This is a genomic window from Sedimentitalea sp., assembly GCF_039973035.1.
In the GTDB taxonomy this organism is placed as follows: Bacteria; Pseudomonadota; Alphaproteobacteria; order Rhodobacterales; family Rhodobacteraceae; genus Sedimentitalea.
The window spans coordinates 1-23235 of the sequence record NZ_JBDWLR010000058.1; the positions used below are offsets into that span (position 1 = coordinate 1).

General features: G+C 58.8%; 21 protein-coding genes and 2 pseudogenes. 4 read left to right on the top strand and 19 right to left on the bottom strand.

Annotation, left to right across the window (positions count from 1 at the left end):
• Positions 1–123, top strand: a pseudogene (locus ABJO75_RS14200) (IS6 family transposase); the annotation flags it as partial.
• A gap of 19 nt (positions 124–142) precedes the next feature.
• On the opposite strand, the gene dctP reads toward ABJO75_RS14200, so the two are convergent.
• From dctP to ABJO75_RS14265, 13 genes are all read right to left on the bottom strand, one after another.
• Positions 143–514: a TRAP transporter substrate-binding protein DctP gene (dctP, locus tag ABJO75_RS14205; RefSeq protein ID WP_348132716.1), complete on the bottom strand. Its 372-nt coding sequence runs from the start codon at positions 512–514 to the stop codon at positions 143–145.
• 39 nt (positions 515–553) lie between these two features.
• Complete coding sequence (locus ABJO75_RS14210; RefSeq protein WP_348132718.1) at positions 554–1723, bottom strand: mandelate racemase/muconate lactonizing enzyme family protein; 1170 nt, start codon at positions 1721–1723, stop codon at positions 554–556.
• Positions 1720–3180, bottom strand: a complete 1461-nt coding sequence (locus tag ABJO75_RS14215; RefSeq protein WP_348132719.1) for an aldehyde dehydrogenase family protein — start codon at positions 3178–3180, stop codon at positions 1720–1722. Before ABJO75_RS14215 ends, ABJO75_RS14210 begins: the two co-directional genes overlap by 4 nt.
• 8 nt (positions 3181–3188) lie before the next feature.
• Entirely contained in the window at positions 3189–4808 is a 1620-nt protein-coding gene (locus ABJO75_RS14220; RefSeq protein WP_348132721.1) for a GMC family oxidoreductase, read from the bottom strand.
• Positions 4798–5241, bottom strand: a complete 444-nt coding sequence (locus tag ABJO75_RS14225) for a gluconate 2-dehydrogenase subunit 3 family protein (protein ID WP_348132724.1) — start codon at positions 5239–5241, stop codon at positions 4798–4800. The genes ABJO75_RS14220 and ABJO75_RS14225 overlap by 11 nt, the downstream gene beginning before the upstream one ends.
• Before the next feature lie 6 nt (positions 5242–5247).
• Positions 5248–6468 carry an ABC transporter permease gene (locus ABJO75_RS14230; protein ID WP_348132726.1) on the bottom strand — a complete coding sequence of 407 codons (1221 nt, stop codon included), beginning with the start codon at positions 6466–6468 and terminating at the stop codon, positions 5248–5250.
• Positions 6458–7273, bottom strand: coding sequence for an ATP-binding cassette domain-containing protein (locus tag ABJO75_RS14235; RefSeq protein WP_348132729.1), 816 nt, complete (start codon positions 7271–7273; stop codon positions 6458–6460). Before ABJO75_RS14235 ends, ABJO75_RS14230 begins: the two co-directional genes overlap by 11 nt.
• 9 nt (positions 7274–7282) lie before the next feature.
• Positions 7283–8344: a sugar ABC transporter substrate-binding protein gene (locus ABJO75_RS14240; RefSeq protein WP_348132732.1), complete on the bottom strand. Its 1062-nt coding sequence runs from the start codon at positions 8342–8344 to the stop codon at positions 7283–7285.
• Between the two features lie 200 nt (positions 8345–8544).
• Positions 8545–9306 carry a FadR/GntR family transcriptional regulator gene (locus ABJO75_RS14245; protein ID WP_348414115.1) on the bottom strand — a complete coding sequence of 254 codons (762 nt, stop codon included), beginning with the start codon at positions 9304–9306 and terminating at the stop codon, positions 8545–8547.
• Positions 9307–9450: 144 nt separating this feature from the next.
• Positions 9451–10419: an ABC transporter permease gene (locus tag ABJO75_RS14250; RefSeq protein ID WP_348132737.1), complete on the bottom strand. Its 969-nt coding sequence runs from the start codon at positions 10417–10419 to the stop codon at positions 9451–9453.
• Positions 10416–11954, bottom strand: coding sequence for a sugar ABC transporter ATP-binding protein (locus ABJO75_RS14255; protein ID WP_348132740.1), 1539 nt, complete (start codon positions 11952–11954; stop codon positions 10416–10418). The genes ABJO75_RS14250 and ABJO75_RS14255 overlap by 4 nt, the downstream gene beginning before the upstream one ends.
• Entirely contained in the window at positions 11951–12952 is a 1002-nt protein-coding gene (locus tag ABJO75_RS14260; RefSeq protein ID WP_348132743.1) for an ABC transporter permease, read from the bottom strand. The genes ABJO75_RS14255 and ABJO75_RS14260 overlap by 4 nt, the downstream gene beginning before the upstream one ends.
• Before the next feature lie 57 nt (positions 12953–13009).
• Entirely contained in the window at positions 13010–14056 is a 1047-nt protein-coding gene (locus tag ABJO75_RS14265; RefSeq protein ID WP_348132746.1) for a substrate-binding domain-containing protein, read from the bottom strand.
• A gap of 1084 nt (positions 14057–15140) precedes the next feature.
• Here ABJO75_RS14265 and purU point away from each other — a divergent pair.
• A pseudogene (gene purU / locus ABJO75_RS14270) lies at positions 15141–15310 on the top strand (formyltetrahydrofolate deformylase); the annotation flags it as partial.
• A 171-nt stretch (positions 15311–15481) separates the two neighbouring features.
• Here purU and ABJO75_RS14275 read toward each other — a convergent pair.
• From ABJO75_RS14275 to ABJO75_RS14285, 3 genes are all read right to left on the bottom strand, one after another.
• On the bottom strand, positions 15482–15832 hold the full coding sequence (locus ABJO75_RS14275; RefSeq protein ID WP_348132749.1) for a cupin domain-containing protein: 351 nt from the start codon (positions 15830–15832) through the stop codon (positions 15482–15484).
• A complete protein-coding gene (locus ABJO75_RS14280) occupies positions 15829–17163 on the bottom strand; it encodes an FAD-binding oxidoreductase (RefSeq protein WP_348132752.1) in 1335 nt (444 codons plus the stop codon). Before ABJO75_RS14280 ends, ABJO75_RS14275 begins: the two co-directional genes overlap by 4 nt.
• Before the next feature lie 128 nt (positions 17164–17291).
• Positions 17292–18056 (bottom strand): IclR family transcriptional regulator, encoded by a 765-nt coding sequence (locus ABJO75_RS14285; RefSeq protein ID WP_348132755.1) that lies wholly within the window; start codon positions 18054–18056, stop codon positions 17292–17294.
• A gap of 182 nt (positions 18057–18238) precedes the next feature.
• Here ABJO75_RS14285 and ABJO75_RS14290 point away from each other — a divergent pair, with 182 nt between their 5' ends.
• The gene (locus ABJO75_RS14290) at positions 18239–19234 is read left to right on the top strand and encodes a dihydroxyacetone kinase subunit DhaK (protein WP_348132757.1); all 996 of its coding nucleotides are present in this window, start codon (positions 18239–18241) and stop codon (positions 19232–19234) included.
• 1 nt (position 19235) lies between these two features.
• Positions 19236–19844 carry a dihydroxyacetone kinase subunit L gene (locus ABJO75_RS14295; protein ID WP_348132759.1) on the top strand — a complete coding sequence of 203 codons (609 nt, stop codon included), beginning with the start codon at positions 19236–19238 and terminating at the stop codon, positions 19842–19844.
• Positions 19845–20002: 158 nt separating this feature from the next.
• Here the strand turns inward: ABJO75_RS14295 and ABJO75_RS14300 are convergent, their stop codons facing one another.
• The 3 genes from ABJO75_RS14300 to ABJO75_RS14310 form a co-directional block, all read right to left on the bottom strand.
• Positions 20003–21268, bottom strand: coding sequence for an ABC transporter permease subunit (locus ABJO75_RS14300; protein WP_348132762.1), 1266 nt, complete (start codon positions 21266–21268; stop codon positions 20003–20005).
• Complete coding sequence (locus ABJO75_RS14305) at positions 21265–22071, bottom strand: ABC transporter ATP-binding protein (RefSeq protein ID WP_348132765.1); 807 nt, start codon at positions 22069–22071, stop codon at positions 21265–21267. The genes ABJO75_RS14300 and ABJO75_RS14305 overlap by 4 nt, the downstream gene beginning before the upstream one ends.
• Before the next feature lie 118 nt (positions 22072–22189).
• The gene (locus tag ABJO75_RS14310) at positions 22190–23197 is read right to left on the bottom strand and encodes an ABC transporter substrate-binding protein (RefSeq protein ID WP_348132768.1); all 1008 of its coding nucleotides are present in this window, start codon (positions 23195–23197) and stop codon (positions 22190–22192) included.
• Positions 23198–23235 lie beyond the last annotated feature (38 nt).

Sequence of the window (23235 nt, forward strand, 5' to 3'; positions counted from 1 at the left end):
CACGACCCGATCAACCTGATCTTCCGTCCCCGCCGTTACAGACTCACCGCAACATCATACCGCCACGCTCGGGCCGATGCTTTCAGCCTCTGGGCCGACTACACCGCCGAATTGGTGGCGTGATCGACCGATCACCAGAGCTTTAATAGCCACGGTCAGCAACTTGGCAATCCCTTTGGAAGACATAGGGCAGCTCCAATATCCCCATGGCGGGCGAATACTCGGCCAGAACACCCGGGGTGGATACGGTGAAATCGATCACGCCCGTCTGCACCGCGTCCAGCAATTCGGGGTTCGAGCCAAGCGCCCCGTTGTCCGAGACGGTCACGGCGACCTCACCCCCGGTCTTTTCCTCGACCAGTCGGGCAAATTCCCGCGCCGAAATCGAATGGGGGTGATCGGTTGGCGTTACAACACCCAGTTTGAGTGTGACATCCTGCGCCATGGCCACGGTGGTGAACATGGTCCCGCCGGCAGCAAGAAGGACGATTTTGGAGAATGTTTGCAGTTTCATGGTATCCTCGATGATTGGAAAGTATCAGTTCGGCCGGATTCAGGTTCCGATCTCGTAGTGGCGTATGAATTCGCGATCAGGTGTCACGCCCAGTCCCGGACCATCGGGAATGGCGATCAGACCATTGTTGGCGGCCACCTGCCCCTGAATGTCCAATGGCGTGGCCAGAAGCTCGTCACGAAAGGCGTTGTGGGTGGTGTCGAATTCCAGCATCGGCTCCCACGGGAAAAGACCGCCGGGCAAGGGCGGCATGGCCGCGAGCAGGTGCATGTTGGTTGTAACCGCGATGGCCGAGCCCCAGACGTGGTTGACCACCGGTGTGAAATGGGCATGGCACAGCGCGAGAACCCGCAGATATTCGGTGATGCCGCCCAGAGCGCAGACCTCGGGTTGCGCGATGTCCAGCCCCCTGCTCTCGAGCAGGGCGCGCCAGCCCCAGCGGTTGAATTCGGCCTCGCCACCCGAGATATTGACCTTCAGCCCGCTGCGCAATTCACGATAGCCATCCAGGTCTTCGGGGGCGACGGGTTCTTCAAACCAGTAGGGATCGAATTCCTCCATCGCACGCCCGACGTAGAACGCGTCGTGGGTGGTATAGCCGTGATTGGCATCCACCATGAACCGATAGTCGTCCCCGACACCGCGGCGCACCGCTTCGATCAGACGCACGTCATCCCTGGGGCCAAGACCGACCTTCATCTTGGTTGCCGCGAACCCCTTGTCGCGGATCGCGGCGGCTTCATCGACGAATCTGTCGACAAGGCTGTCAGCACTTTCTGGACGCAGCATCATCCCATAGCCATACACTTTGATCTGGTCGCGATGCGCACCGCCGATCAGCTTGTAAAGCGGCAACCCCGCGACCTGACCCGCAATATCCCACAGGGCGATGTCCACACCCGAAAGCGACTGCATCGGCATGCCTTTCTGGCCGTGGTCCCGCATCAGGTTGTAAACCTTGTGCCAGATCACATCCCGGTCCAGCGGGTCCATCCCGAGCACCATCGGCTGGATGACCTGTTCGACGATCCCCCTGTTGGCCAGAGCGATGTTGCCGGCACCGAAACACTCGCCCCAGCCGGTGATACCTTCGTCGGTTTCCACCTCGACCAGATGGGCGGTGCGCTTGTAGTAATATTGCTGCGAATAGCCCAGCGGTTCGGGCAAGTCATAGCCAAGCACATGGCTTGTGATGCGGGTGATCTTCATGGGTTCAACCCTCCAAAGCTGTTGGTATCAAGAGCGCGCGTGATCCGTTTCTTGACGAGGTAGTCATGCAGCGCGAGGGACGAACAATCATGACCAATGCCCGATTGTCCAATCCCGCCATGCGGCAAATCGATATCGTATTTGACGCCGTTGATCTGGATTTCGCCATAGCGCAGCCGGGCCGCACAGGCTTCGGCGCGCGCAAGGTCACGGGTAAAGACATATGCGGTCAAACCGCCCTCTTCGCAGTCATTCGCCATGCGCAGCAGGTCGCCTTCTTGCGCGAACGGGATGATGCTAACGATCGGGCCAAAGGTCTCTTGCCGATAGACCTGCATGGTTTCCGTCACATCGGTCAGCACCGTGGGCGCAAGGAAATGCCCCGTCATCTGCCCTTCTGGTCGATCGCCGCCCGCAAGCAGCGTCGCGCCCTCGGACACCGCGTCGTCGATCAGCCCCTTCAGGCGCGTCCACGCCCGCCCGTCGATGACCGGCCCGGTGGTGATCTCGGCGTTGCGGTCAAATCCGACCTGTGCCGCGCGGGCTCGTTCAACCACCTTTTGCTCGAACACCTGCCGCACGGCCTCGGCGACAAACACGCGGTTGGGCGACACACAGATTTGCCCCGCATTGCTGAATTTGACCCCGGTCACGATCTCGGCCGCCAGATCCAGGTCGGCATCCTCGAACACCAGAACCGGCGCGTTGCCGCCCAGCTCCATCGAATAGCGTTTGATGGATGTGGCCCCGGTGCGCATAATATGCTGCCCAGTCCGGGTCGATCCGATAAGGGTCACAACCTGTGGCATTGTCGAGGCAGTCAAGGCATCAGCGACCGCATAGCTTTCGGTCGCCAGTATCTGCACAACCCCTTTGGGCAGGCCGATACGGGCACAGAGAACACCCACCGCATAGGCAGAAATCGGCGTGGCGTCTGACGGGCGGATGATGATCGGGCACCCCGCCGCCATCGCCGGTCCGATTTTGAACGCCAGATTCAATAGCGGAAAGTTCCAGGCCAGAAACGCCAATGCCACGCCCGCCGGTTCATGCACCACCCGATGCGAATGGCTGCCCGCGCGGTCAACCAGAATCTCATCGTTCACACGCGCAATCTCTTCGGCATAAAAGTCGAGCGAGGCAACCAGCCGGTCCCAGTCTTCCTCGGTCTGCGCCCAGGGCTTGCCCATTTCGTGATGAATGCAGCTGCGCAGCCAGTCTTCCTGCGCGATCACCTCGTCGCGCAGCTTGCGCATCCAGCCCTGCCGTTCGGCCACCGAGGTCGCGGCCCAGCCGGCAAAGGCGTCGCGGGCCGCGTTCAAAGCGCGATCGGCATCCTCGGCTCCGGCCACGGCGACCGTCGCAACCACCGTCTCGGTCGCGGGGTTGATGATGTCACGGCTGGCCCGGCCATCGGCCAGGGTTCCGTCAATGTACATTTGCGTGGGAAATTCCATGTCGCGTCTCAATCAAACAGGGTTGCGATGTTGGTCTTGATGCGGTCACCGATGTAGAGCGCCAGCGCCTGGATGGTGGAGGTCGGGTTGACCGCACCGGCCGTGGGAAAGATCGATCCGTCGACGATGAACAGGTTCCTGACATCATGGCTGCGGCCCCAGCCATTCACCACCGAGCTTGCGGGGTCATCCCCCATCCGGCAGGTGCCCATCTGGTGCCAGCCGGCGCGCCACCACACCCTGTCATCGCCCTTGCTGATGATGCGTTTCGCCCCGGCGGCGAGCAAAACCTCCTTGGCGCGCTCTTCGCCATGGCGCAGCATTTTTCGGGTATTCTCGCCGAGCCGATAGCTGATCCGGGGCGCGGGGATGCCGTCGCTGTCGGTCAGGTCGGGATCTAGCGTGACCCTGTTGTGCTCTTCTGGCAGGTCCTCGCTGACCACGGTAAGCCCGGCCAGATTGGGATAGACATTGTCCATGATCTCGCGGTGTTCGACCCCCCATGGGATCGGATTGTCGATGCCATAGCCTCCAAGCGCAAAGGTCATCGGCGTGGTGGAGCGACCCGAGTGCAGCCCATAGCCCCGCACGAAATCGCGGTCCGGATCGGTTTCATAGAATTCCTGCGACAGGATCGAGCAGGCCATCGGCCCCTCGTGGCCGCGCATCGGTTCATCAAACACCCCCGATACACCGCTCAGCGGGTGAAACATCAGGTTGCGCCCCACCAATCCCGAGCGGTTGGCCAACCCATCGGGAAACAACCCTGATGTCGAGTGCAGCAAAAGCCGCGGCGTCCCGATGCCGTTGCAGGCCATGACGACCAGTTCGGCCTTTTGTTCGTGTAGCTGCCCGTCCGGACCATGATAGAGCACGCCGGTGGCATACCCGGTGTCCTGATCGACAAGGATCTCGCGCACGCGGCAGTCTGTGCGCAATTCGACTCCGGCGTTCACAAGCATCGGCCAATAGGTGAAATTCGTTCCGCCTTTGGCCCCCGCCGCACACCCCAGATCGCAGGTGCCCGCATTTACGCATTTCTGGCGCCCGTCATGATCACGGCTCAGAATGGATACATCCGAAGGCCACCAATGCCAGCCACGATCGTTGAACCCCTTGGCCAACCTCTGTCCGAGCCGGCCAATCGGGATCGGAGGCAGCTCGGGCGTGTAATCCGGATAGGCCGGATTGCCCCCAAGCCCCGACACGCCGGTATTGCGGTCGTTGACGTCGTAGAACGGGGCGAGCGTATGGTAATCGATCGGCCAATCCGCGCCGACTCCGTCCAGCGTTTCGGTTCTGAAATCCGATGGCTTCATCCGCGGCCAATGCCCCAGAAAATTGATCGTAGAGCCACCCACCCCGTTGAAGTTGACGGGCGAGATGCAACTGTCGCTGACCTCGATGGGGTAATCCTGTTTCAGGCCCCGCACATTCGGATCGCAGGAAAACCTGCCATAGCGGGCGAGTTCATAATCCGCGTCCCGGCTTGGAAACTCCTCGTCTCTGACGTGCGGTCCCTGCTCAAGGCACAGGATGCGCATGCGGGTTTCCAACAGCGACCACGCAATCGCGGCCCCGGACGCCCCTGCGCCGATGATCAGAACATCAACGGGATCATGTGGCATCGCGATACACCCTTCCCCGCGCCCGCACCGGCGCGGTCAGATCGGCCATCAGCGCATCGCTTTCGCGTGCAACGACATAGCCCTGGGGATGAACCGGATGGCCCGCGACCCCGAATAGCGGGCGGGTATCGGGGCGCCTGTAGTATCCCATGTAGGTCACCTGAACGAGCGTCGCAAAGACCCGTGGATGGGTGGCTTCAATCTGTTTGAGAGCGGCGACGCGCTGGTCGGTGGGCAAGGTCAAAAAGCCATGTCCCACGGCGGCGATCACCGCTCTTGCCGCTCCCATTGGATCGCGCGCATAGGCATCGGCAGTGGCAATGAAATCCGCCACCCCCAATTCCCCCGCCCCCGGTATCCGGCCTGCTTTGCCCGGCGGGATCAACACGTCCAAAATCGCGTCGAGCAGCACTCTTTCATCGGTCGCCCACATGGTCGCCTACCTTTCCGACGTGCCCGAGCGGGACACCGCATCGATGGCCACTGCCAGGAGCAGGATCGCGCCTGAGAACATCAGTTTGTCGGCCGCACTTGCCCCCGAGAGGTCCAACCCGTTGCCAAGCGAGCCGATGACCAGCGCACCAAGGATCGCGTTCCAGACCGAGCCGCGCCCGCCAAACAAAGAGGTGCCGCCGATGACCGCAGCGCCGATGGATTCCAGCAATAGCGACCCACCGGCAAAGGCGGTATAGGACACCGATCCAAAACGGGAGGCGCCGAAAATGCCGCCGATGGCCGCCATCAGCCCGACGATGGCAAAGGCCGATACACGGATGCGTTTGACGTTCATACCCACGCGGCGCGCGCTCTCGGCGTTGCCGCCAACCGCAAAGATCGAGCGGCCATAGGGCGTCGAAGTGGTAATCCAGCCCACCAGCGCCGTCAGCGCCATGAGCAGCACGATCAGCAATGGCACCGAGCGATAGGCATTCAGCGTCGCGACTGTGGCGAGCATCAAGGCGCCAAAGAACACGATCTGCCCCCAGACAGCGGCTGAACTGTCAAGCTCAAGCCCCCGCGCCCGGCGCTGGCCTTGTTTGCGCAGGCCCAGGACCACAAAGACCGCCACGCAGAGTACGGCCAGACCCCAGCCAATGGCATCGGGAAGCAGGATGCGGGCCAGACCCCTGATGAAAGGGTCGCCGACGTTCAGGTTTCCAGTGGGAAGAATTTTTTGCATCACCCCCTGAAAGCCCAGCAGGCCCGCAAGCGTGACAACAAACGAAGGAATGCCGACATAGGCCACCAGAATGCCCTGAACCGTGCCCATCACGACCCCGACGCCCATGACGACAAGGCAGGCAACAGGCCCCGGAACCCCGGCCAGAACCAGAACACCAAGCAAGGCCGCGCATACACCGGCAGTGGCCGCCGCCGACAGGTCGATCTCACCCAGCAAGAGCACGACGGTGATCCCGACTGCCAGAGTGGCGATCACGGCCGATTGCATGAACAAATTGTAGATGTTGCGCGGGCTGAGAAAGATAAAGCGGATGCTTTCTGCATCCGGGTCACCCCAATATTCCCACAGCGGCACTGCCAGACCGAAATAGGCCCAGATTGCCGCCAGCGCCAACAGCACGGGCACAAAGGCCCCGAACCGGGATTCGCGCATCAGGCGAAGCCGGTCGATCAAGGAAAGCGTATATTCAGGCTGCATTTGTCGCCTCGTCATCCAGGCCACGCGTCATCGCGACCAAAATTTCATCCGGGGTCGTCTCGTCCTTGCGCCATGTCGCGACATTGCCGCCGTGACGAAGCACACAGATGCGGTCGGCAACTTCAAAGATGTCGCGCATATTGTGCGAGATGTAGACGACCGCATGATTGGTATCGCGTAACCGCTTGACCACATCGAGAACCTGCCGTGTCTGCGCCACGCCGAGCGCGGCCGTCGGCTCGTCCAGCATAACCACAGAACCATCCGCCCCCACTGCACGCGCGATGGCGATGGCCTGACGTTGGCCACCGGACAGGCCGCCCACCTTGGCCCGCACCGACTTCAGCGTGCGCACCTGCAACCGGTCGATCGCGTCCTGCGCCTTCACTTCCATCTCAAGATCGTCCAGCGGGCGCAAAAGACGAGGCAAGAAGGACCAGCCCTCTTTCACGGGTTCAGCTCCCAGCGACAGGTTCGCCGCGACATCAAGGTTTTCGCACAGCGCAAGATCCTGGTAGACAATCTGGATGCCCAGGTCGCTGGCGTCATGCGGTGACGTCACACTGACCGGGGCTTCATCGATAAAGAACTGTCCTTCTTCGGCGACATGCGCGCCGGCCAGAACCTTCATCAAGGTGGACTTGCCGGCGCCATTGTCACCTACCAGCGCCATGACCTCGCCACGGGCGACTTCAAAATCAACACCACGCAGCGCATGGACACCGCCAAATCGCTTGTGAATCCCGCTGACGCGCAGGTGAGGGGGTGGGGCATTGCGCCCCACCGTTCGTTTTTCGGATGTCATGCGTCTGGCTTACTTGCAGAAGTCGGACGCGGCCGCTTCGCCCTGGCAAACCATGTCCTTGGTGATCGAGGGATCGTTCTCGATGACATAGGCCACGCCTTCGGCACCCACGGCGGAATAGCTATCGACCGGCACAAAGGCCACATCGGCGCCAACCCCGTTCTGAACCGTCTCGGTCGCCAGATCAGAGTAATCCTCGCCGTTCAGCAACCGCACCGACACATTCGCCGCAGCCGCCGCCATTTCATGCAGAGGCCGCCAGCCACATTGCGTCTGCTTGCCCAGCAACATCAGTTGCTGTGCCTGCACTGTGCAATCCAGCCCGGACACCGGTACGGTTCCTGCCATGCCCTGTTCTTCCATGGCGGCAATCGCGGCGCCGGCATTGCCATCATTGGACGACACAACGCCCTGCACATTGTTGTTGAGCTGGGTCAGCGCCTGATCCATCGAGCGCCGCGCGATCGCCGGATCCCAGCCTTCGGTCCAGTTTTCATATCCCATGACGCGCTCGCCCGAGGCGAACAATGGTTCGAGCACCGAGACCTGACCCGCGTGGATCACCGCCGCATTCGGATCGGTCGGGGACCCTTTCAACAGCACCAGCGTGTCACCAGATTTCGTATTGTCGACAACGTGTTGCGCTTGTGCGGCGCCGGTGGCATGCATATCGGCCTGAACCCAGAATTTCGTGTTCGGCGAATTGATCATACGATCATAGGCGATTGTCGGAATGCCCTCTTCGGCGGCGGTATCAGCGATGATCGCCGAGCTCTCTCCGTCGATCGGAATGACAACCAGCACCTTTGCGCCCTGCGTCAACGCCTGTTCGGCCTGACGCTGTTGAACAGAGGTGTCATTATTGGCGTTGAAGACCTCGACATCGACATCCGGCGCGATGTTCTTCATCGTTTCAACAAAGGCGGCCGCGTCCTGTTGCTCCCAACGCGGGTTCACGTTTTCGGGCAACAGCAAAGCCACCATGTCGGACGCGGATGCCGATTGCGCCGCGAGTCCCGCTCCGGCGATTATGGTGGTCGCAAGCAGACCTTTTGTAAGATTGGAAAACATCATATCCTCCTCGTTGATGTTCCTGCGCCCGTCGGGCGCGGTTTCGTCTGGTGGTTTCTCCCGAATATTTCGGGTTTGATCTGGCAGTGCGGCGTTGTTTGAAGCCGATACCGCGCTGCCTCCATCAGGCTGCACACCACTGCAGGCTGATGAGTCGTACCCCCGGAGAACTCAAGAACCCCGATTTCAGTATGTCATCGCTACGGTCTGGGGGCCGCAACGCCCTGCAATTCCGAGAGCGCGGCCTCGAGCCTTTGCCCCGTATCGTTCAGATGGTCGTTCATCATCAGCTCGGCCAGATCAGCGTCACGTGTCTTGATGGCGTCCAGGACCTTGCGATGAAACGGGATCGAATGTGCATTCTCGCGCGGATCCCGGTTGGTCAGACGGATCGAACTCAGCAAGGCCGAAAAGATCACCCCTTCCATCGCCTGCAGCAACTCGTTGTTCGCCGCGCGCAGGATCGCCCGGTGAAACAGGGCATCGGCAACGACGAAATCCTCGATCGAGCGGGAGTCTTCCTCCATCCGGACCTGCGCCTGCTCGATTTCCGTGAGCTGTTCGTCGGTCCCGTTCAACGCCGCCCAGGCCGCGGCCCGGGGCTCCATCATACGCCGGATATCAAGCAGCTGCCGCAGGAACGCCGGCTTGGGATCAACTGACAGGTGCCAGGCCAGCACATCATCGTCCAGCAAAGCCCAGCTGGCACGCCGGCGGACCCGCGTTCCGCTGCCGCGCTTGACATCAAGAAGCCCCTTGCTCACCAGCAATTTAACACCTTCGCGGATCACGGATTTACTGACTCCGAACCGCTGCGAAAGCTTGCTCTCATCTTCAATGAGCGCGTCTTCCTTGTAATAGCCGCCGACGATGCGCCGGCCCAACTCGCGCGAAACCTGCGTCGCAAGACCCGGGGCCACTCCGCTTGCATCTTTCAGGTCATAGTACAGCATTTCATTCATAGGTTTATATTAAACATCTGATGTTTCCTGTGTCTACGGTTTTGTTCCGTTTTTGACAACTATTGCGATGCAGGAATTTGACCAAGCCTTTTGCGTCAAGCGGCCGTCTAATCGCCCAATCGAAGCCCCCAAAGCGAATCCGCGTCAGGACTGTCCCTTGCGCGTGCCAGTCAGTACCGGGCTGCCCACGACGATCGCGGCCATGATCATCAGACCGACGACAAAGGTCTGATAATAGGCAGAAATACCAAGCAGATTGATCGAGTTACCGACCAGGCCAAGCAGGATCGCCCCCAGAGTCGTTCCCATGAGCGTCCCCCGTCCGCCAGACAATGCGGTGCCGCCCATGACGACAACGGCAATCGCGTCCAGTTCGTACCATGTGCCCGCAAAGGGTTCGGCGGCTGACATGGATGCCGAGAGCGTCAGCCCGGCCAACCCCGCAAGCCCCCCCATCATCGCATAGGCCCCAAGCTTTAGGCGCTTGACCCGAATCCCGGCGGTGTAAAGGCATCGTTCATTGCCTCCGAGCCCCTGAAGCAGGCGCCCCGTAATCGTCCGGTTCAACACAAAGGCCGCAACAATAACCGTCAATGTCGCAACGATCACAGCACGCGGAACACCCAACGTAAAACCGGAAAACGTGTCTATATAACCCTGGCCGAACCCCATGATCGTCCGCCCGCCCGACGTGATAAAGACCAGCCCCCGCACGGCAAGCATTGTCCCGAGCGTGGCAATGAACGCGGGTATATTCAGAAATGCCACAAGCACGCCGTTCACAAGACCAACCGCCACCCCCGCGCCGATCCCGAACAGTATCGCCCCGGCCGGGCCAAGGGCAATGTCCCAACCGTTTTGAAAATAGATCGCCGCCGCCACTGCCGACAACCCAACGGTCGACCCCGCCGACAGGTCAATCCCACCGGATGTAATGAGCAATGTCATGCCGGCGGCAATGATCAGATTGATGGCAACGCGGTTTGCCAGATTGACGATGTTCTGCTGGGTCGTGAAACCGTCGGACAGAAACACCATCGCCACCGCGATCAGAATGATAACTGGCAATAGCTGCAGATGGCGCTCGCGAATGGTATCAAAAAGTGCGTTCATGACGTGGCCTCCAAACCGGGTGACTGCGCGGTCCCGAATTCGAGCGCCATCAGCCCTGCATAATCCAAGGTGCCTTTGGGATATGGCCCCAGAAAGCCATCAGCGGTCAGCACATATATCTTGTCGCAAACGCCCAGAACCTCTTGTGGTTCAGAGGAAAACAGGACTGCGGTTTTGTCTTCGGCCACAAAATCGCCGATCAGACGATAGACCTCGGCCTTTGCGCCAATGTCGATACCCTTGGTCGGCTCATCCAGCAGAAGCACTTCGGTTTCCGCGCAGAGCTGGCGGATGATCACGACCTTTTGCTGGTTGCCGCCGGACAAAAGATTTGCCTCGCGCGAAAGATATTCCGGCCGCATCGAGAGATTGTCAACCATACCAAGCCCCACATCGCGTTCCTTTGCGGCGTTGATGCGGTGGCTTCCCATAAGCCGGCGCAGGCTGGTGAGCGTCATGTTTGCCAGGGCCGAAAGCCCCAACACCAACCCTTCCGCGCGGCGGTCCTCGGAAACCAGCCCGATGCGATTTTTCAACCCGTCGACCGGCGAATGCAGCTTGATTGGCTTGCTTTTCAACCGAATTTGCCCTGCCAAAGGCGCCCGCAATCCAGACAAAAGATGCGCCATCTCCGTCTTACCGATCCCCGCCAAGCCGGTGACGCCGACAACTTCGCCGGCATGGGCGGCAAGAGAAATCGGCGGTGTCTTGCGACCCTGGAATGTCGTGATCTCGACCCCGTCAAGTTCCAGCATGACAGAACCGACATCTGACACCTTGCGCGAAAACTCTTCCGCGATCACGCTGCCAACCATGGCGGCCACGAGCTTGTCCTTGGTCAAGCTGCCGTCATTCGGATAGTTGCCGACCAGCGCTCCGTCGCGCAGAACCACGATACGGTCACAGATATCGAGCATCTCTTCTAAACGGTGAGAAATGAAAACCGATGACTTGCCTTCGGATTTCAGGCGGCGCAGCAGACGAAACAAGGATTGCGTTTCTTCTCCGGTCAGCGATGCGGTCGGCTCGTCCATCACAAACACCGATCCGCCCTGAATGACCCGCCGGGCAATCGCCACGATCTGCTGCATGCCTTTCGGCAAGGAGCCCGTCGGCTGGTCCGGATCGATGCGCTCACTGTCGAGCGTTTTCAGGATATCAACCGCCGCCGCACGCATCCGGGACTTGGGCAACGTGCCAATACGGCTCGTGGGTTCGTGCCCCAGAAAGATGTTTTCGGTTACCGTGAGATCATCGACCAACATGACCTCTTGCGGGATCATCGCGATACCTTGGGCCTGCGCCGCCTGAGGACCAGCAAAGACCGTTGGGGCGCCATTGACGGATAATTCCCCGTCGCTGGGTTGTTCAATGCCTGAAATGATCCGCATCAAAGTGGATTTTCCGGCACCGTTTTCGCCGATCAGCCCCAATACCTCGCCGGGGTTGATCTCAAAATCGACACCGTCCAGCGCGCGCGTCCCGGCGTATTGCTTGCTGATCTGTCTGGCTGCAATGATTGGCTGCATGGTCATGCCTCGCGCCGCCGTTGGGTCAGGGCATCAAGACCGACGGCCCCGACAATGATCGCGCCGATTGCGACCTGTTGCCACGGAACCGAGACACCGGAAATGTTCAAACCCGACCGCATCGTCGCCAGGATCAGACACCCCATGAGTGTGCCAAACAAGCGGGCGCGCCCACCTGCCATCGTATTGCCCCCGATGATCGGTGCGGCCAATGCCTCGAGCCATTCGGTAGAGAGCCCAGCCGTGGGTTCGGCCGCATCGAATGACGCAGTTAGCGTGTACCCCGCCAGCGCGGCCAACAGACCCTGCACCGTATAGACGCCGATCCGCAGCCCGTTCACCGGAACACCGCAGATATAGCAGGTCGTCGGATTACCGCCGATGCCGCGGATATGAATGCCAAGCCGGGTGCGGTGCATCATCCACATCGTCCCGACGAGCACCGCCAAGGCCAGGATCACAACCATTTCGTCCTTGAACGCCCGCGTAAAGCTCTCGGGCAAGCCCATCGCCGGCGTCCCATCGGACAGGATGAGGGTCAACCCCCGCGCGAGGCTCAGCGCGGCCAGCGTGACGATAAAGGGCTGTAGTTTGAGATAGGATATCAGCGCGCCATTCACCGCCCCGATCACGGCACCAAGCCCAAGGCCAATCGCCGCCGCGAGCACGACATTGACCCCCATGATCATAAACATTGCGGCCGTCATCGAGGTCAGGGCAAGAACCGCCCCGACCGACACGTCAATGCCACCAGTTGCGATAACCAATGTCATCCCGACGGCCATGATCAGGGTAAACGAGGCGTTTGTGATAACCCGCTCAAGAACCAGCGTGTTGAAAAACCACGGCGACGCAAATGAAAAGATTGCCACGAGCAGGAGCAACGCCGCAATCAACCCCCAGCTTTCGCGCAATGCCGTCAATGACAGCCGGACCATGGCCCGGACAGCGCCCAGAATATCAAAGGACGATTGCGCCCTCTGCATGCTTGTCGAATAGAACACAGGCTGCTCCTTTTTGGGGCCAAGGGGGCGGCCAGCCGGCCGGCCCCCTCTTGCAGATCAGTTATTCAAGCGCGCCATGCCGGAATAATAGCGGCCGTACTGAGCAACCTTTTCATCGATGTTGGACGCATCCCAAATCTCCTGGGGTGCGTAAATCGTGGCTGGGATTCTGTCTGCCTGCCCCTCAAGTGCGAGAATGGCAGCCTCGATCGTGTTATAGCCATTCTCATACTGGAAAAATGCAACTGTCGAAGTCAGTTCGCCGTTCTGAATCGCCTTGACCGCGTCCGGAATGCCATCGCAGCCCATAACGATCATATCGCCCAGCCGATCGGCATTCTTGAGCGCCTGAATCGCGCCAAGGGCCATATTGTCGTTCGACGCCGAAAGACAGTCGATATCCGGATTGGCCTGGATCATGTCGGCAGCCACGTCCATCGCCTTTTTGCGATCCCAGTCGGCAGGCAGCACAGCAACACTTTCCAGTTGTGGGTGCTTTTTCAACTCTTCCTCATACCCGGCAAGGCGCAGGGTCGCTGCAGTCGAACCGGGGAAGCCCATGATATGTGCGATCTTGCCACCTTCCGGGCCCAGCTTTTCCGCACAGTAGCGCACATGGTTGCGCATCTGTTCGGCCCAATCGGTCGAGATGAACGACAGGATCTCGATGTTGTGCTTTTCCTTGTCTTCCTCAGAAATATAGGCGTCATTCACGTTGATCAGCGGAATGCCCATTTCTGTTGCCCGCGCCGCAGGCTCGAGCAGGTTTGAGGTGGAGGACGGGTTCACCGCGATCAAGTCGAACTGGCGCACCAGCATGTCTTCCATCAAACGCTTCTGGACAAGAAGGTCGGTCTCGCCCGGAGCTGCAAAGAACTCGACTTTGACGCCGTATTTGTCCGCGGCATCCTGAAATCCATTCCGCAGATCTACAAAGTAGTCATTGTTGAATGTCTTGAGGATCACCCCGATGCGGTACTCTTTGCTTGGCACCGGTATTTCTCCGAACCCTTCGTAGAGTGCAGCGCGGTCTTGTGCCGTCGCAGCCGTAAAACATATCGCGGCCAAGGCCGCGCCAGCTAGTATAGATAGTGTTCTCTTCATTGCTCAACTCCCTTTTCTCAGATGCTGCCCGCCAACGGCAGATTACAATGCCCGCTGGATCGGGCCAAAGAACAGCGTCCGGATCACCATTCACCCGTTGTTAATAAACATCTGATGTTTTGCTTATAAGCACCTTTCGTTTCGAAGAGCAAACATATTCTTTTGTGAACCATTCGAACTTGGGCCGTGTTGACAAACGGGGTCACCTCGCGGGGCAAGCATGATTCAAGCTGGGTCTGTTGGTCGAAATCGTAGGCATCGTGCGGTTTGCTGGCGACGACGAATAAACTTCTGACGAAGGCGACCTCCCCTCATACGCCTTGCGTTCTATGGCGCCCGGTGCCGTTGTTATCTGTTTGCACCGTCTCTACTCCCTGTAGCGTCGCTTTGGTCAATCGGGCTGTTCTGAAACTCTGACGGTTGCCCTGCAATCGCTTCAAAGCGGTGTGATCGCCTTCAATCCAGTTATTCAGATACTTGTGATCAACGTGTATGACGTGGCCGATATGAGGATCGTACTATGACCATCCTGGCAAAAGTCGGCGATCTGCGCCGTTTCCGCATCACCACCAGTGCCTGAAGTTCTAAGGAATCGACTTAGCCGCGACGCAGTCCAGCAATACCCTCACGAAAGTAGATGCAGCATTTAGCAAGGGATCAACTGTCCAAGTCCGAATTTGAGTGTTTGGCCGAAGGGGCGAAAACGGCGGTCGTTCCGCTTTCGAATGGTTACAGATAGCCTCGGCGGTCAACGGCTCGACAATTGCCCGAACCACTCTTCGCCGCATGAAAGCCTGAAAGTAGATAACCGGATTTGTCGCAAACTGAATAACACTGTCTTGGACGAGCGTGTTCCACAAATCGTAGCCGATGCGTAGCCGATCATTCGAATTGACTGCGGGATGCTGGGATGCCTTTCAAATTCAATGCGTAGCGGCGGCATAAGTTTGCGAAGGCAAAGTACCGTGTGACGAACAGGGCCGAATACAACGAGGCGTTCTGCCAGCGTGGGGACGTAATGGTCTGGTTCGACCAGGATGCGGCGTCTGGATAGTGTGCCATGCCCTCAGGCAAGCGCGGCGCGCGCATCACCCATGCCCAGAGTGCCTCAGATTACGTCTCGCTGGGCCGCGATTTGGAAAGCAATGCCCTCGCCCGGGCCGTCCACGCCACCATCAAGTTTTCCTCAACGGCGACAAGACCGTCGTCTCCCGGCATCCCCCGGGAATTTACTCCAGCGAACGCATGGGGTAATCCACCCAGACTCAGGATCGCAGCGTCGCCGGACGGAAGTCAGGTGATCCTGCGATCAGCGCGCCAGTGGCCGTTCGGAGGTTTTAGCTGATGAGGTGTGGGTCTTGCCGGAACCACGAGGGCAACCGGCTGTGAAAACGGCAGTGCCTTGGCCACAAGGCTGTGGCGCAGTCAATCCAGAGCGACGATCACATAGTGTTTGCGGACATAGTTATCGACATACCAGACCGGTTGCAGCCCGTTGTCCATGACAAAGGCATCGCCGGCCCGGACGGTCCTTGTCACCCCATCGGATGTTTCGATGCGGGCTTCGCCTTCCAGGATGTGACAGAATTCGATCTGGTCGTTCATCGGCCCGCGGAAAGTTCCAGCAGTACTGTCCCACATGCCGGATTTGAAACGGCCATCGGCACCGACAAAATGGCTCCAGACCTTCTGTTTCGGATCGCCTTCTACGATATCTTCGGCGAATTCCTTGTCGATGGGATCGACATCTTGCTCGGCAAAGTTCACGAATTTCATGTGCAGGGTTTCTCCTTTGAAGTTCGATCCAGTCCACGGTCAAGCACCACAGAAGCCTGGTCCAGCGTTGACATCGAGGGGGCCATAAGCGGTACGAAAGCCTTTGATACGCCGTGCAGGGCCATCGGTTTGATGGCGGTGACGGGGAACGGCAAATCGGAATTCGATGCGCCAAGAACCTTGCGCGCCATTGCGCGCCCCATCACCGATGTCATGGCAATACCGCGTCCGCTGAAACCAAGCCCTGCGAGGACCCCCTTGGCCGGCTCGTGCAAATGCGGCTTCATTGTCGGCGTCACACCGATGCGGCCGGCCCAAGAGCATTCGATACCAATATCTGCAATTTGCGGAAACACCCGGCGCAGACCTTTGCGCAAGCGACCTGGACCGCCGAAAGTCTTCACAGATTCCGTGCTGCCGACGCAGCCAAAAATCAGCCGGTTGTCTGCATCATAGCGCGCGTAATAGATTGCAAGCCGGGAATCGGACATCGTGACGCGGCCGGGCAAAACGCTGGCCTGCTGCGCAGCGTCGAGAGGTTGAGTGGCCAGAGAAATACTGATCATAGGCAGAATTGTTTTCTGCAAACCCGGCCAAAGTGCGTCTGTATAGGCGTTGGTGGCCAGAACGACCTGCTCTGCCACCAGAGTGCCTCCTGGCGTGGACACGCGCCACTTTCCATCCTTGCGTTCCATTTTGGTCGCGGGTGCCTCCTCGAAGAGACGCGCGCCCTTTTCCATCGCCGCGCGGGAATAGCCGCGGGTCAGAGCCAACGGCTGCACAAATCCGCCTTTGGCATGGCGAAGTGAAAACTCATATGCGGTCGAGCCGATCCCGGCATGGGTGCCCGGTGAATCGCAGTCTTCGATCTTGGCACCAACCTTGCGCCATGCTGACGCCAGACCTTTCAACGACGCGGCTTGCTTGCGGGTATGCGCCGCCTGAAACCAGCCGTTCTGCTCGGCGCCACAATCGATACCAAGGCGGCGGATGTCGTCGAACAGATCGTCGGCCGAGGTCAGCGTTGCCTCGATCAGACGTTCGGCTTGAGAATAACCGAATTCCGCAGCAAGTTCATGGGGTGTGGCGCGCCAGATCGGGTTGCATTGCCCGCCGCTTCGCCCGGAACTGCCGTAGCCAATCTGTTGAGCATCTATGACGGCAACCGACGTCCCTGTTTCGGCCAGGGCAACTGCGGTGCGCAAACCCGTCAAACCGGCGCCGACGACGACGACATCGCATGCAATATCCTGCGTCATGATTTCGACCGCAGGGGCGGGCGGCGCGGTCAGAGACCAGAGAATCGTATCCTCGTTTGTTGACGCAACCATTGTGTTTGTCCTCATCACGTGCGGCGGACCCGTAAGCTATCAGGATGGATAGTTCCGCATTGCAACAATCTAGTTTTATATTACACAAGTGGTTGAGGCGTGCCAAGTGCTTTGCGAACTTGCTCGCCTCAGGACATCTGGCCGAACCGCGCCGAAATCTGCTCTGCCTTGGCCAAAAGCATGGGCGCACTTTCCAGAAGCTGCTCAAAAGAGGCATTGCGCAGCGGAACCCATAGACTGAGAGCAGCAAGCATCCGGCGATCGTAGTCAAGGATTGGGGCCGCGATGCCGGAGACCTGATAGAATTCTTCCCGGTCAGAGATGGCAAAGCCGCGTTCAAGGGAGCGCGCAATATCCGCGCGAAGCGCTTTCTCTGTGGTCAGGGTTGTCTCCGTGAACTTTTCCAGCTCCGCTTCGGCGAAATAGGCAGCGAGTTCTTCGTCCGTCATATACGCCAGAAACAACTTGCCCGCAGCGGTGTTGTGCAGCTCTGATTGCCCACCCGTCTTGACCGCCAGCCGATAGGGATGCGGAATTCGCGTGCGTGTAAAAGTGATTGTGTTGCCGCTACGGACACCGACCGCCACGTTCAATCCTGTCGACTCGCTCAGTTCCAGAAGGTCCTGATCGTCGATCAAGCTCAGATCCATCTTCGACCAGGCCGCCTGCGCCCAACTGACAAGCCTGGGCCCGGTGGAATAACTCCGGTCCCGCTCGTCGAAATGCACCAGCCCCTGCCCCATCAGGATGGACAGTATGCGATGGGTCGAACTCTTGTTGAAACCCGTCTTGTTGGCGATTTCGGTCTGCGACAACCGTCCGCGCGTTTGCGCCAGAAGGTCAATGACGGTGACACTTTTTTCGACGATCGAACTTTGTACTTCTCGGACCATGGTTCCACTCATTTGATACGTTACGGGATGCGCGCCCGCGCAAGCCAGCAGGGACCACGCGCGCCATTGTTGACAGACTAGCTCAGTGAGAGTATTTCACAATAAGAAACTACAATTCTGCATTGTGAGACTTGCCTGAAGTTCTTGTTCCTGCAGTACAGTCTTCCTGAAAGGTTACGCCATTGAAGAAACTCATTAACAGACCGGAAAACTATGTCGATGAGGTCTTGTCGGCGATGGCCCAGGCCCACCCTGACCATTTCGTAGTCGATGGTGCGGCTGGGCGGATGCTGCGCCGACCCGAACTGACCAAGGGCAAGGTCGGCGTCGTATCAGGTGGTGGCTTCGGACATATCCCTGTCTTCGCGGGATATGTTGGCAATGGGCTTCTGGACGCTTGCGCCGTGGGCGATGTATTTGCGTCGCCGGACATGAACCCGATGCTGGAGTCCATCCAGTTCGCGAATACCGGTGCTGGCGTGATTTGCATCGTTGGCAATTACGGCGGCGATCGGATGAACTTCGACATGGCTGGCGAAATGGCCGAGATGGAAGACATACAGTCCACCAAGGTCATCGTCTCGGACGATGTCGCAGCGGCCGGCCCGGACGAGGCGGAAAAACGGCGCGGTGTCGCCGGGTTTGTCTTTGTGACCAAAATCGCGGGGGCAGCCGCCGCCGCAGGTAAATCGCTGGCCGAGGTCACGACACTGGCCCAGAAGGCGGCGGACAACGTGCGCTCGGTCGGTGTCGCCCTTTCGTCCTGTACCGTTCCGCAGGCGGGCAAGCCCACCTTCGACATCGCCGATGACGAAATGGAAATCGGTATGGGTATTCACGGCGAGCCCGGCGTGCGGCGTGGGAAACTTCGCCCCGTTGACGCCATCGTTGACGAAATGATGGATATGCTCGTTGCAGACAAACCGATTGCTGCCGGTGCCCGTATTGCCGTGTTGGTCAACGGTCTCGGCGCGACCCCGATTGAAGAGCTTTACCTGGTGTTTCGCCGGATCAAGGCACGTCTTGACGACCTTGAGGCGCAGATCGCGTTCCATCTGATTGGCAACTACGCGACCTCGATGGAGATGGCTGGCGCGTCGATAACTCTCCTGCATCTGGATGACGATCTTGAAACGCTACTAAAGGCACCCGCGTCCAACCCGTTCTGGAAGGTATGACATGAGCTATTCAACCGAAGACCTTCGCAGCGCAATCGACAAGATCCAGACCAAGATCGACCCGATCGGCAAAGAGATGAACGAACTGGATGGTCGCCTTGGCGACGGAGACTTGGGCGTGACGCTGATCAATGGGTTCAATAATCTGGCCAAAGTCCGTGACGATCTGCCCGTCGATTTCGGCATGGCGCTGTATAGCGCGGCCAAGGCGATTACGGCGGTGTCTGGGTCCAGTTTCGGTACATTGATGGCAACCGCGTTGATGGCCGCCGGCAAGGCGACCAAGGGACAGGAAACTGTCGCAATCGAAACGCTTCCCGACCTTTTGCAAACTGCACAGGACGCCATGATTTCCCGTGGCGGCGCAAACCTCGGAGATAAAACCATGCTGGATGTCTTGCATGCCGTCATAAAGGCGACCCGTGCATCGTCAGGCAGCAGACTGGGTATGCTGGATGCGGCGCGGGCCGCCACGGATGAGACAATCAGCGCATTCCGTGACAAACCAAACAAGATCGGGCGCGCCCGCGTGTACTCCGAGAAATCTGTCGGGCTTGATGATCCCGGCATGATGGCCCTGAAACGCATGCTGGACTGTCTGGCGGACTAACGATCGCCATCCCGCGAGTTCTTTCCCTGAACTGGGGCCACTTGAAACAAGTGGCCCACTTTTTTTAGGGATTTCAGACGGTTTGCGTATTGGATTACACACAAAAAGGGGCCGCATCATCGATCCGACCCCTTCCTTTGAATTTTGTGCTGTTGGCGTCAGCTCTTGCCTTTCCAAGGCACCAGGATACGCTCAGCGATCCGCATCAGAACATCGATGCCAAAGCCGATCACGCCGATCAGGATGATCCCCATGATCACAGTATCCGTGTTCTGAAACTTCGAAGCGGTCATGATCATCATGCCCGCGCCTTGCTCTGCCGCTACCAGTTCTGCCGCAACGACCGTGCCCCAGCACACCCCCATTGCCACCCGCGCTCCGGTAAAGATTTCCGGCAGCGAATTGGGTGTTATCACATGACGCATGACCTGCCATTTGGAGGCACCGAGGGAATACGCTGCATGCACCTTTGAGATATTGACCCCGCTGGCCCCGGCGCGCGCCGCGATCGCCATGATCCAAAGCGATGCCAGAAACAGTAGGATGATCTTGCCGGATTCACCGATGCCGGCCCAGATGATCACAAGAGGGATAAGCGCCAGTGGCGGAACAGGCCGCATGAATTCGACGATAGGATCGAACCAGCCGCGAAAGAAGTTACTCAGCCCCATGGCATAGCCGAGCGGGATCCCGACCACAGCTCCAAGAAGGAAGCCCACCACGACCCGGAACAGGGAATAACCGAGGTGTTCCCAGAGCGTGAAACTGCGAAAGCCTTCGTCGGCAATCTTCAGGCTCCGGGCCCAGACCTGTTCGGGAGACGGCAGATAGAGCGGCTCCATCTGCCAACCGCGATAAGGTTCAAAATTGGGCGTGCCCTGACTCGAAATCGTTACGGTTCCGTTGTCCACGTTGACTTCGTCGCCAGCTTTGACCGGTTGACCGTTGATGGCAACGACTTTTGCCCCATCGGATTTACTGATGTCATCGTTGCGGTCAACGCGGACAAGGACCGTGCGCCACTGAGCGACGGTGACCGAGTCATCCTTCGCGAATCCGTCTCCCGGCGCGACTTCGACCGCCTCCGGCTTCTCTTCCCGCTCATGCACGAGGATGGAGACTGTGGCGTCGTCGGTCATGCCATCTGCTTCGGCTGTATAGGTGAATGATGTGGTGCCCTTGAACGGCGCCGGGGCGTGCAGGAATGACGGCAGCAGGCTTGAGCCGGTGAAGATGCCCCAGAGCAGAAATATGCTTAGAACCGACACAACTCCCGCGACCCGATCGGGACGGACGGCCGTTTCATCGCCGAACGTCACCGTCTTGAGCGAGGTGAAATCGTTGGCTGCGGCGCGCTTGCGATATATGGATATCGCAAAGAAGGTCGCCGAGATGATAATCAGGTAAATGATAAAGGGAATCATGCCGCCTCCTCCGTCCGACCCATGATTTCTTCTTCCATGTCCCAGATCATATTGAGAATTTCATCGCGCTTGGGCGCAAAGTCCGGATGCCGCTTGACCTCGCGCAAGTCGGCATCAACGCCGATTTCGGCGAAAGGCAAACGATACTCTTTGTGAATGCGCCCCGGACGCGGGGCCATCACGATCAGGCGCTCGCCCAAGAGCAGTGCTTCTTCGACCGAATGGGTGATCAGGATGATCGTCTTGCCGGTCTCTTTCCACAGCTTCAGGACGAGGGCCTGCATTTTTTCGCGGGTCAAGGCGTCCAAAGCCCCAAGCGGTTCGTCCATCAAGATGACGTCGGGATCATTCGCCAGACAACGCGCCAGCGCGACGCGCTGCTGCATGCCGCCGGACAGTTCGTAGATTGCTTTTTCCTTGAAATCGCCAAGTCCGACAACATCCAGCAGGTGATCGACCGTTTCGGCGGTCTCTGCTTTCGGTGCCCCCTTCATGCGCGGACCGAAGGCAACATTTTCGCGCACGGACATCCATTCGAACAGGGCGCCCTTCTGGAACACCATCCCGCGTTCTGCATCGGGTCCAGATATGGTATGACCGTTCAGAACAATTTTTCCGCTGGTCGGCGCAAGAAACCCGGCAACGATGTTGAGCAAGGTGGTCTTGCCGCATCCTGAAGGACCTAGAACGCTCAGCAATTCGCCAGCTTTCAGATCAAAAGAAACGTTTTTCAGGGCTTGTACGTGTGACCCGTTTGGCAAATCAAAACGCATAGAAACGTCTTGGAGCTGAAGTCCGTTCATCGGTCCTCCTTCAGGCCATCCGGCCCCCTAATATTAATGTACAGATTTAGTGCGCTGCAGGACGTCCTGCCAGTTTGAGACGTGTTCAGCGCGACGTTATCGCACTGAACACGCGAGATCACATTTCGGAAGCGGCTTTCAGCGGGCCAGCGTTCACGGCAGGCTCATAATTGTCCAACGCGCCGTCAATCGAACCGGCTTCGACAAATACATCTGCGACGCCCTTCATGAAGGGGGCAACGGCACCACCCAGCCAAACCTCGGAAAGCTGCGCGTCTGCGTCAGGGAAGCTCATGGCCTCCAGCGCGGCCATCGCGGCGTCGAAATCCATACCGGATGATTTGGCCATCGCCTGCAGCATCTCGTCGCTGGCTTCGCCGGCATTGTAGATCCGAGTCGCTTCGTCTTTTTTCGCCAGAAACTTTGCGACCAGGTCACCGTTTTCGGCGATAAAGTCCGCCGGGCCGGTGGTCGCATCGAACACGAGGATGCCAAGCTCTTCTTTTTCCGCACCTGTCAAAAGTACGTTGCCGTACTCTTTCATTGACGTGAGACCACCGCCATAGCCGCAGGCCATGTCAACGGCGCCCTGGCCCAATGCGGCGGCACCGGTCGGCGGATCCATGTCGACGATCGACAGGCTGTCCAGCGCAATACCAAAATGGTCCATCTGGCGAAGAAACCCGTAGTGCGCAGCCGTGCCGAGAGGAACCGCAACTTTCTTGCCAGCCAGCAATTCAGTGTTTGTTTTATCGATTTCAAGATTGGTGGACACCACGCAGTTGTCACTGTCCGAATAGCTTACCGCCACGTCCACCAGCTGGAGATCCTGACCGCCGGACACCGCAACAACGAACGGCGGCACACCTTGGCTGAGGGCCAGTTGCACATCGCCCGAGGCCATAGCCGCACTCATGGCCGTGCCGGTCTCAAAGGCGACCCAATTGACTTTGACACCAAGCGCTTCGTCCAGCTCCCCGGTATCCTTGTATGCCATCACGGGAATCGGCCAAGTCGTAAAATAGGCGATTGTAATCTCGTCCATATTCCCTTCTGCCGCGACCGAGTTTGCCGCCACAGCGATTGCGAGTCCTGAAAGTACGCCGGTTGCATGTTTTTTGTTCATTGGTTTCTCCTCTGTTGGTTTGCACGAACACTTTTGTT

Coding starts and splice junctions, on each gene's coding strand:
- ABJO75_RS14225 (WP_348132724.1), bottom strand. CDS start 5,241: ATGTGGGCGACCGATGAAAGAGTGCTGCTCGACGCGATTTTGGACGTG.
- ABJO75_RS14240 (WP_348132732.1), bottom strand. CDS start 8,344: ATGTTTTCCAATCTTACAAAAGGTCTGCTTGCGACCACCATAATCGCC.
- ABJO75_RS14300 (WP_348132762.1), bottom strand. CDS start 21,268: ATGATTCCCTTTATCATTTACCTGATTATCATCTCGGCGACCTTCTTT.
- ABJO75_RS14210 (WP_348132718.1), bottom strand. CDS start 1,723: ATGAAGATCACCCGCATCACAAGCCATGTGCTTGGCTATGACTTGCCC.
- ABJO75_RS14220 (WP_348132721.1), bottom strand. CDS start 4,808: ATGCCACATGATCCCGTTGATGTTCTGATCATCGGCGCAGGGGCGTCC.
- ABJO75_RS14280 (WP_348132752.1), bottom strand. CDS start 17,163: ATGGTTGCGTCAACAAACGAGGATACGATTCTCTGGTCTCTGACCGCG.
- ABJO75_RS14305 (WP_348132765.1), bottom strand. CDS start 22,071: ATGAACGGACTTCAGCTCCAAGACGTTTCTATGCGTTTTGATTTGCCA.
- ABJO75_RS14285 (WP_348132755.1), bottom strand. CDS start 18,056: ATGGTCCGAGAAGTACAAAGTTCGATCGTCGAAAAAAGTGTCACCGTC.
- ABJO75_RS14275 (WP_348132749.1), bottom strand. CDS start 15,832: ATGAAATTCGTGAACTTTGCCGAGCAAGATGTCGATCCCATCGACAAG.
- ABJO75_RS14255 (WP_348132740.1), bottom strand. CDS start 11,954: ATGACCATGCAGCCAATCATTGCAGCCAGACAGATCAGCAAGCAATAC.
- ABJO75_RS14310 (WP_348132768.1), bottom strand. CDS start 23,197: ATGAACAAAAAACATGCAACCGGCGTACTTTCAGGACTCGCAATCGCT.
- ABJO75_RS14245 (WP_348414115.1), bottom strand. CDS start 9,306: ATGAATGAAATGCTGTACTATGACCTGAAAGATGCAAGCGGAGTGGCC.
- dctP (WP_348132716.1), bottom strand. CDS start 514: ATGAAACTGCAAACATTCTCCAAAATCGTCCTTCTTGCTGCCGGCGGG.
- ABJO75_RS14230 (WP_348132726.1), bottom strand. CDS start 6,468: ATGCAGCCTGAATATACGCTTTCCTTGATCGACCGGCTTCGCCTGATG.
- ABJO75_RS14295 (WP_348132759.1), top strand. CDS start 19,236: ATGAGCTATTCAACCGAAGACCTTCGCAGCGCAATCGACAAGATCCAG.
- ABJO75_RS14265 (WP_348132746.1), bottom strand. CDS start 14,056: ATGAAGAGAACACTATCTATACTAGCTGGCGCGGCCTTGGCCGCGATA.
- ABJO75_RS14235 (WP_348132729.1), bottom strand. CDS start 7,273: ATGACATCCGAAAAACGAACGGTGGGGCGCAATGCCCCACCCCCTCAC.
- ABJO75_RS14215 (WP_348132719.1), bottom strand. CDS start 3,180: ATGGAATTTCCCACGCAAATGTACATTGACGGAACCCTGGCCGATGGC.
- ABJO75_RS14250 (WP_348132737.1), bottom strand. CDS start 10,419: ATGAACGCACTTTTTGATACCATTCGCGAGCGCCATCTGCAGCTATTG.